The sequence below is a fragment of the Synechococcales cyanobacterium T60_A2020_003 genome (assembly GCA_015272205.1).
GTDB lineage: Bacteria > Cyanobacteriota > Cyanobacteriia > RECH01 > RECH01 > JACYMB01.
The window spans coordinates 1-5,549 of sequence record JACYMB010000056.1 but is presented as its reverse complement, the minus strand read 5'-3'; the positions used below and the strand labels follow the sequence as shown (position 1 = coordinate 5,549).

The following is a 5,549-nucleotide window of genomic DNA, read 5'->3' as shown; positions in this document are numbered from 1 at the left end:
TCGACACCTGGACCGAGTTACTCTGCCATGCCGCCTGATTGGATAAAGTCGAGCTAAGGGATTAGCAAAAGCCACACAGATAGCTTGCACGGCCTAGGCTAGATCCATCGTCTAATGCATTAAGCCCATCTGGACTAGCGACTTCCAACAATCGCCGTCTGCGGCAATGACCCAAAGGTCGTCGAGGCGGGATTCCATGCGCTAGGAATTCCGAAATAGGCGTCATTCCATGATTAGACCGTTGCATAACCTGAAGTTCTCTTAACTGGGGGGCATGATTTAATCATCTCGGAGGATGCCCAATCGTGCAGTGACTTGTACCGTCCATCCGTCGTGAGATTTATCTTGATTTTGTGTGATGCCATTACCCCCAATAGGTGATTAAAATTGGCAAGCACCACCGATCTAGATCACAATGTTCTGAGCACTAATCCTAGCTATGACTGAACCCCTCATCAGACTGGAAGGTATAAGCAAGTCCTTTTCAGGGCATGTCGTTCTCGATAATGTGGATCTAGACATTTATCGTGGCGATGCGCTCGGTATTATTGGCCCTTCTGGAACCGGAAAATCTACTGTACTGCGAATTATTGCCGGATTGATGATGCCTGACTCAGGCTCAATCTACATCAAGGGGCAGCAGCGGATGGGATTAGTAGAAGATTACAAAGATCCGATTGGTATTGGCATGGTGTTTCAAAATGCGGCTCTTTTTGACTCGCTCACCGTTGATGAAAATATTGGGTTCTATCTTTACCAGCACTCTAAGCTTCCCCAAAAACGCATTCGAGATTTGGTAGAACAGTCGTTAGATCTGGTGGGCTTGCCTGGAATTGGCGATCGCTACCCAGATCAACTCTCTGGCGGTATGCGAAAGCGGGTGAGTTTTGCCCGTGCCATTATTGCCAATCCCGATCAACCGTCCGATGTCCCAGAAGTGATTCTGTATGATGAACCTACTGCCGGACTGGATCCCATTGCATCCACCGTGATTGAAGATTTAATTCGGAGCCTTCAGAGTCACCAAAAGGGGTGTAGCACCTACGTTATGGTGACCCATCAAGATAGCACCATTCGCCGTACAACCGATCGCATCGTTTTTCTGTATCAAGGTAAGATTCAGTGGCAGGGAAAAACCTCAAAAATCGATACGGCCGATCATCCAGCCGTACGTCAGTTTTTCAGTGGCAGCGTCGATGGCCCCATTCAAGCTGCTAGTTAATCTATGTTGTTCGCTCCTGCTTATCCGCTTAGAGAGTTTGGCAGATAGAATGACGACCTTTTAACCTAATGACTTGAGGACATATCATGCGATCGCGCACACTCCGCGAAGGGTCAGTCGGACTCCTAATTATCTTAGGATTAGGACTTTTGGGAGGCAGTCTACTCTGGCTGAAAGGGTTTGCACTTGGCGAAAAAACCTACAGTATTACGGTCGAGTTTGACAATGTAGCCGGACTACAGCCCGGTGCGCCGGTACGCTTTCGGGGCGTAAGTGTAGGGCGAGTGTTAGCAGTACGTCCAGGGTCAGGTTTTGTCGAGGCAGACATTGAATTTTTTTCGAATGAGCTGCTGATTCCGCGGGATGTGTTCGTTGAAGCGAATCAAGTCGGGCTAGTGGGTGAAACCTCTGTGGATATTTACCCTGAAGTCGAAGAGGTTGCAATTGCGCTGAGTGGCGATCCCTTGACTCCAGACTGCGATAGCAGCGTAATTTTATGTGATGGAGCGCGTTTACCAGGAACAGTAGGGGTCAGCTATGACACCCTGATTCGCGGAATTGACGATATTGCTGAGCTCTTTACTGAAACAGGATTCTTTGACGAAGTTCGCGAACTGACCCGTAATTCGTCCGATGCGGCTGCCAGTGTTGCTGAACTTAGCCGCGAAGTGGCTAGCTTGACGCGCACGGTGGAACCTGAGGTCGGCAAATTGGCAGAGGCAGCCGTTCAAACGACTGAAGCCTTCGGTAATGCTGCAACCCAAATTAGCCTGACGGCGGCTCAGGTGAATGAACTCATTGAAGTTAATCGGTCAGCACTAATCAGCACGCTAAACAACATTGACCAAGCCAGCAGCGATGTTCAGAATCTTTTATCTAGCGTGAGTCCAGCATTGGAAGATGGGACGTTCCTGGCAAATTTAGAAACCTTATCCACCAATGCGGCGATCGCCTCGGAAAATCTCCGCGTGTTGTCCGAGACGGTGGGCAGTCCAGAGAATCTGCTGATGCTGCAACAAACCCTAGACTCGGCGCGGGTCACCTTTCAAAACGCCCAAAAAATTACAGCCGATCTCGATGAACTGACAGGCGACCCAGAATTTCGGCGCAATGTCCGAGACCTGATTGACGGATTGAGTAGCCTAGTTTCCTCTGCGGAACAGCTCCAGCAGCAAACCCAAATTGCTCAAGCGCTTGCCCCCATCCAGGAAACAAGCGCCAGTCGCCCCGATGCCTTCGATGAAATTGTGCAGGCGTCGATCGCCCAACTGCCGCAAACGATCGTCCCTTACCCAAACCACGACCAACTACGGCTTTTAGAAAGTGACGTTAAGATCAACTCCTCTCAGTTCGAGATGCCCTCAGCGAATCCGGGTTATATTGCCCCCGATCCCTCGTCCTCCAAATAACTCTGAGTCGGTGGAGTTAGGCGATCGCCCCCACGGCACTGGTCAAAACGCTTTGGAATAGGGCTAGACCATCGGTATCGCCAATAAAAGCATCAGCAGCTCGCTCAGGGTGGGGCATCATTCCCAACACATTGCCGTTTCGATTGCAGATTCCAGCGATGTTATTTAAGGAGCCATTTGGGTTGGATTCCAGAGTCGTGGCACCCTTCGCATCGCAGTAGCGGAACACCACCTGTTGATGTTGTTCCAACTCATCCAAGATTGCAGTATCAGCGTAGTAACAGCCTTCACCGTGGGCAATGGGTAGGGTAATTACCTGTTGCGCCTGGTACTGGTTCGTCCAAGGAAGATTGGCCCGTTCAACTTTTAAGCCGACGCGATCGCACACAAAATGCAATCCCTGGTTTCGTACCAACGCCCCAGGCAAGAGTCCCGCTTCCGTCAGCACCTGGAATCCGTTACACACGCCCAGAACTAATCCACCTCGATCTGCATGGGCAATAGTTGCTTGCATGGCGGGCGAAAAACGGGCGATCGCCCCACACCGCAAGTAATCGCCATAGCTAAAGCCACCGGGCACAATCACCAAATCGAGATCGCCCAGATCGCGATCCTCATGCCAAACCATGCGTGTCGGTTGTCCCAAAACGTCACGGGTCACCATGGCAATGTCGCGATCGCAGTTCGAACCTGGAAAAACAAGGACACCCACCTTCATACGGCAATCTGCTCCGTCAGTTCAAACCGATAATTCTCAATCACCGGATTCGCCAATAGCTGATCACACATGCGATCTAACTGCTCTTTCGCTGCGGCCTCGTTCTCGGCACTCAGCGTCACTTCAACATACTTTCCAATCCGCACCTGCTCTACATTGTCGTAGCCCATGTGCTTCAATCCAGACTGCACCGCAACTCCCGCCGGATCTAATACCGATGGACGCAAGGTTACATAAATTTTTGCTTGGTAGTGATAGGCCATATTTGTTTTCCAAGACTCCTGAGGGGGCACATGCCATCTCGCCCATCTATTGTATAGAGTTCTTCCCTCTATTCTCCAGAGGCAGGCCAGTCGATCATGCGGGCACTTCGGATATTGCGGTTAAAGTAGGTTCCTGACCAGCAAGAATTGCATCTGAATAGTGGGAAAACTGCGGAATTCTTTAGACAGGGAATGGGGAAAATCAATCAAGAAGCATTACTTATTCTGTTTGCAAAGAGTTGGTCAAGTTCTGCGGTTCTCGACCTTCAATGGTGGTTTGAGTTCGCTTCACAGAGTAATATCAGGACAGCTTTTGTAAAGAGCGATCGCTCTCCATGGTCTTTCTAGAGATACTTAAGAGCGATCGCCCGATTCAGTCCTTATCATTCAACGACAGCATCGTTTAATCCTGAACTCCTATGGCAGCTTCTCTTTCTCCAACTCAAATGGCAGGTCAACCGATCAAATTTGGCACGGACGGTTGGCGAGGGTTAATCGCCGCAGATTTCACCTTTGAGCGGGTGATGAGAGTGGCTCCCATTGCGGCTCAGGTTTTAGCCGATAACTATGGCGAAACGGCGAGCCGGATCGTGGTGGTTGGATACGATCGCCGTTTTCTCTCGGAGAAGTTTGCTCAAGCGGCGGCAGAGTCAATTCAGGCCGCAGGGTTTGATGTGCTGCTTTCGGAGGGTTATGCACCAACCCCAGCCTTTAGTTGGGCGGCAAAACAGCATAATGCGCTGGGTGCAATTGTGATTACGGCGAGTCATAATCCGGGCGAGTATTCGGGTCTCAAGATCAAGGGAGCCTTTGGTGGATCGGTGTCGCCAGAAGTGACAAAGCAGGTTGAGGCGCGTTTAGATCAGGCGATCCCCAAAGCAGAGACTCCGGGTTCCATCACCCTGTTTAACCCGTGGACGGGCTATTGTGAGGCTCTGCGGCAGCGGGTGGATATTGAGGCTATCAAAGCGGCGATCGCTACTCAGAAACTGGTCGTATTTGCCGATGCCATGCACGGGGCGGCGGCGAGCGGTCTGGAACAGTTGTTGGGCACGAGTATTTACGAACTGAATTCTGACCGTGACCCGCTGTTTGGCGGCGGTTCACCGGAACCGTTACCGCAGTACATTCCAGACCTGATTCAGCACATCAAGGACTATCGGCAGTCCCACCCTGATCAACTCATGCTGGGTTTGGTCTTTGATGGAGATAGCGATCGCATTGCGGCGGTGGATGGCTACGGGACATTTCTCAGTTCTCAAGTGCTGATTCCCGTGTTGATCCAACATTTGGCGGTGCGGCGCGGTTTCCAGGGAGAAGTGGTCAAAACCATCAGCGGATCAAACTTAATTCCCAAAGTTGCAGAGCTTTACAACCTTCCGCTCCACGAAACCGCGATTGGCTACAAGTACATTGCCGATCGCATGCTGGATACGCCAGTGCTGCTGGGCGGTGAAGAGTCGGGCGGGATTGGCTACGGACATCATATCCCGGAGCGAGATGCACTGCTATCGGCTCTTTATGTTCTGGAAACGGTGGTGCAGTCGGGTAAAGATCTTAGCCAGCTATACGCCGAGCTTCAGGAAAAGACGGGGTTTTCCTCGGCTTACGATCGCATTGATCTACCGCTGGCCAGCATGGAGGTGCGATCGCGCCTTTTGGAACAACTGCAAAACCAAACGCCCCAAACCATCGCCGGACAGTCTGTTCTCGATTGCCTAACGATTGATGGCTACAAATTTCAGCTCAGCAATCAAAGTTGGCTCTTGATCCGTTTTAGCGGCACGGAACCGGTGTTGCGCCTTTACTCCGAAGCTCAGTCCATGACCGATGTGAAAAACAACCTAGAGTGGGCAAGGGATTGGGCCAATTCAATCGGTTGATACTGAATCCGATTCGTAAAGTAGCACTATTTCAGAGACCCCTCCCAACCTCCC

Annotated in this window: 5 protein-coding genes; 3 read left to right on the top strand and 2 right to left on the bottom strand. The window is 51.0% G+C overall.

Annotated elements, in window-relative coordinates; genetic code table 11:
- The first annotated feature begins 439 nt into the window (after positions 1 to 439).
- Entirely contained in the window at positions 440 to 1,222 is a 783-nt protein-coding gene (locus tag IGR76_03085; GenBank protein MBF2077515.1) for an ATP-binding cassette domain-containing protein, read from the top strand.
- 86 nt (positions 1,223 to 1,308) lie between these two features.
- On the top strand, positions 1,309 to 2,631 hold the full coding sequence (locus IGR76_03080) for an MCE family protein (GenBank protein ID MBF2077514.1): 1,323 nt from the start codon (positions 1,309 to 1,311) through the stop codon (positions 2,629 to 2,631).
- 16 nt (positions 2,632 to 2,647) lie between these two features.
- On the opposite strand, the gene purQ is transcribed toward IGR76_03080, so the two are convergent.
- Together purQ and purS are read right to left on the bottom strand one after the other, a co-directional pair.
- Positions 2,648 to 3,349 carry a phosphoribosylformylglycinamidine synthase subunit PurQ gene (gene purQ, locus IGR76_03075; protein MBF2077513.1) on the bottom strand — a complete coding sequence of 234 codons (702 nt, stop codon included), beginning with the start codon at positions 3,347 to 3,349 and terminating at the stop codon, positions 2,648 to 2,650.
- Positions 3,346 to 3,612, bottom strand: a complete 267-nt coding sequence (gene purS / locus IGR76_03070; GenBank protein ID MBF2077512.1) for a phosphoribosylformylglycinamidine synthase subunit PurS — start codon at positions 3,610 to 3,612, stop codon at positions 3,346 to 3,348. The genes purQ and purS overlap by 4 nt, the downstream gene beginning before the upstream one ends.
- Before the next feature lie 419 nt (positions 3,613 to 4,031).
- Between purS and IGR76_03065 the strand changes: the two genes are divergently transcribed.
- Positions 4,032 to 5,495 (top strand): phosphoglucomutase/phosphomannomutase family protein, encoded by a 1,464-nt coding sequence (locus IGR76_03065; GenBank protein ID MBF2077511.1) that lies wholly within the window; start codon positions 4,032 to 4,034, stop codon positions 5,493 to 5,495.
- The last annotated feature ends 54 nt before the right edge of the window (positions 5,496 to 5,549 follow it).